Genomic DNA, 2,435 nt, shown 5'->3' on the forward strand with positions numbered 1-2,435 from the left:
TATCAATCCCCATCGGGCAGACGTTGACACAGGCCATGCAGTCGATGCAGTCGCCATGCACGGTCCCCGGTTCGTCGGTCTTGCGCGGCTTTCCGCGCGGCTCGCCCCGCCACTCGCGGTAACCGACGGTCAGCGTGTCCTCGTCCATCATTGCCGCCTGAATGCGCGGCCAGGGGCAGGCGTAGATGCAGATCTGCTCGCGTGCGAAACCGCCGAACAGAAAGGTCGTGCCGGTCAGCACCAGCATGGTGGTATAGGCAACGGGATGCGCGTTCAATGTCACCAGATCATAGGCCAGCGTCGGCGCATCGGCGAAATAGAACACCCAGGCGCCGCCGGTCGCCAGGCCGATCAGGAACCAGGACACCCATTTGGTCAGCCGCAGCCGCGCCTTGCGGAAATCCATCTTTTTCTGCCGGTGCAGGCGCAGACGCGCGTTGCGGTCGCCCTCGATCCAGCGCTCCACCAGGATGAACAGGTCGGTCCAGACCGTCTGCGGACAGGTATAGCCGCACCAGACCCGGCCCAAGGCAGAGGTGAACAGGAACAGCCCCAGCCCGGCCATGATCAGCAATCCGGCCACGAAGTAAAACTCATGCGGCCAGATTTCGATCCAGAAGAAATAGAACCGCCGTCCTGCCAGATCCAAAAGCACCGCCTGATCCGGCAATGACGGCCCGCGGTCCCAGCGGATCCACGGCGTCAGATAGTAGATCCCCAGCGTCACCACCATGATGTACCATTTCAGGTTCCGGAACGGGCCGGACACGCGCCGCGGATAAATCGGCTCCCGGGCGGCGTACAGGCTGGGGGCTGGGTTGGAATCGCTCACGGACTCTCTCCGTCTTGTGGCTGTCTCGCGCCGTTGTCACAGATGCATAGTGCAAGAACATTGACGTGGATCAAAAAGCGCATCGCACAATCATGTTTTTAGGCACCGTCTCCGCGCATTGTGAAGGCAAAACGCCAACTATGCCTGCCCGCCCAGCGCCGCCAGAGGCAAGTTGCCGCAGCGCAGCGATTGCGGCGCTGCAAAGATGAACTCCGTCAGAAAGCCAGCGGCTTCACCGCTCCTTCTGCTGCTGCCGCCGCAGCCAGCCAATCAGCTTGCGTGCCTCCGGACGCAGCACGCCGGGGCGGGTCACGATGTGATATCCCCGGTCTGCGCCTTCGGTGAACAATTCCAGCAACCGCCCGCTGTGCAGATCCTCGACAACAAATTCCCGCACGCTGACGGCCACCCCCTGGCCTGCCCGCACCGCTTGCATCAGCAAATTTCCAGGCAGCCGGGTGCGCGGCCCGCGCAAAGCCTCGGTGACACCGCGCGATTCCAGCCAGCGCGAGGCCTCCGAGGTGCCCAGTTCCTCCAGCCAGGGCAGATCCAGCAGGTCCTCCGGGACCGTCACCTGCCGCCCGTCCAGAAGACTGCCGGCCGCGATGACCACCATCGGCGACTGAAGCAGCATCCCGGTCTCCAGGCCCGGCCAGTTGCCGTCTCCGTACCGGATGGCAATATCCACACCGCCCGGCTTCAGCTCGACAATCTCGCCCCGCGGGTCCAGAACCAGATCAATCTCCGGATGCTCCGCCTGAAACCCGGCCAGCCGCGGCATCAGCCAGTGCGCGGCAAACATCGGCGTACAGGTCACATGCAGCGGCCGGATGGCACCTGCAGCAGATATCTCCTGCACCGCCGCCTCGATCGCCCCGAACCCCAGCTGCAGTGCTCGGGCCAGATGTTCGCCGTCCGCAGTCAGGGCCAGCGCCCTGCCGCTGCGGTCCAGCAATGCCGCGCCCAGATGCGCTTCCAGTGCGCGCAGCTGCTGGCTGATGGCAGCGTGGCTGACATTCAAAGCCGCCCCCGCCTGCACTACATTTCCTGCCTCAGCAAAGGCACTAAACGCCCTCAGCGCGGCAAGCGGCGGCATGTGCAACCAATCCATATGTAATCCTGCCTTACATAGTGTCATTCGTATTAACTCGCAGGAATCACCGTTTCAGGCAAGCATCGGTATCAGACGCCAGGATAGGAGGCACTGAAATGCTGATTGATATCTATGCCCGCTCGATGATGGCCGCCACGCGGCAGGACTGTGTAAGGCTGCGGGACCTGCCTGCGCCACGCCCCCTGTCCCGCCCTGCAGGCAGGTTCACCCGGTTGATGCGCTGGCTGGCAGCAAAGCCGCCGAAAACCCGCTGCATTCATCCGCAGAACATCTGACCTGAGACCCTGACCTTGGGGAAGAAAGAAAAAGCGCCGGTTTTCCAGGAAACGCGCGAACAGATCGGAAAACCGGCGCATGACCCCGTTCAGCCTGCACGTCGGCCTTGCGGGATATCATGCTGCCCAGGAGGGCTGTTAAGCCAAGCAGCAATCTCTTTCACCTTTGATTTTACCCGGTTTGCCGCCGGCAAAGTTTGACACGGATCAAAAA

At 62.5% G+C, this 2,435-nt stretch carries 3 protein-coding genes; 1 reads left to right on the forward strand and 2 read right to left on the reverse strand.

The features are described from left to right. Positions 1-832 (reverse strand): cytochrome c oxidase accessory protein CcoG (gene ccoG, locus A2I95_RS31660; protein WP_291736201.1); only part of this gene is annotated, 832 nt, incomplete at its 3' end. A 232-nt stretch (positions 833-1,064) separates the two neighbouring features. Then, positions 1,065-1,943 (reverse strand): LysR family transcriptional regulator, encoded by an 879-nt coding sequence (locus A2I95_RS31665; protein WP_291736202.1) that lies wholly within the window; start codon positions 1,941-1,943, stop codon positions 1,065-1,067. A 98-nt stretch (positions 1,944-2,041) separates the two neighbouring features. Here A2I95_RS31665 and A2I95_RS31670 point away from each other — a divergent pair, with 98 nt between their 5' ends. Further along, a complete protein-coding gene (locus tag A2I95_RS31670; protein WP_291736203.1) occupies positions 2,042-2,221 on the forward strand; it encodes a hypothetical protein in 180 nt (59 codons plus the stop codon). Positions 2,222-2,435: the final 214 nt, after the last annotated feature.

Source organism: Leisingera sp. F5 (assembly GCF_001593695.1).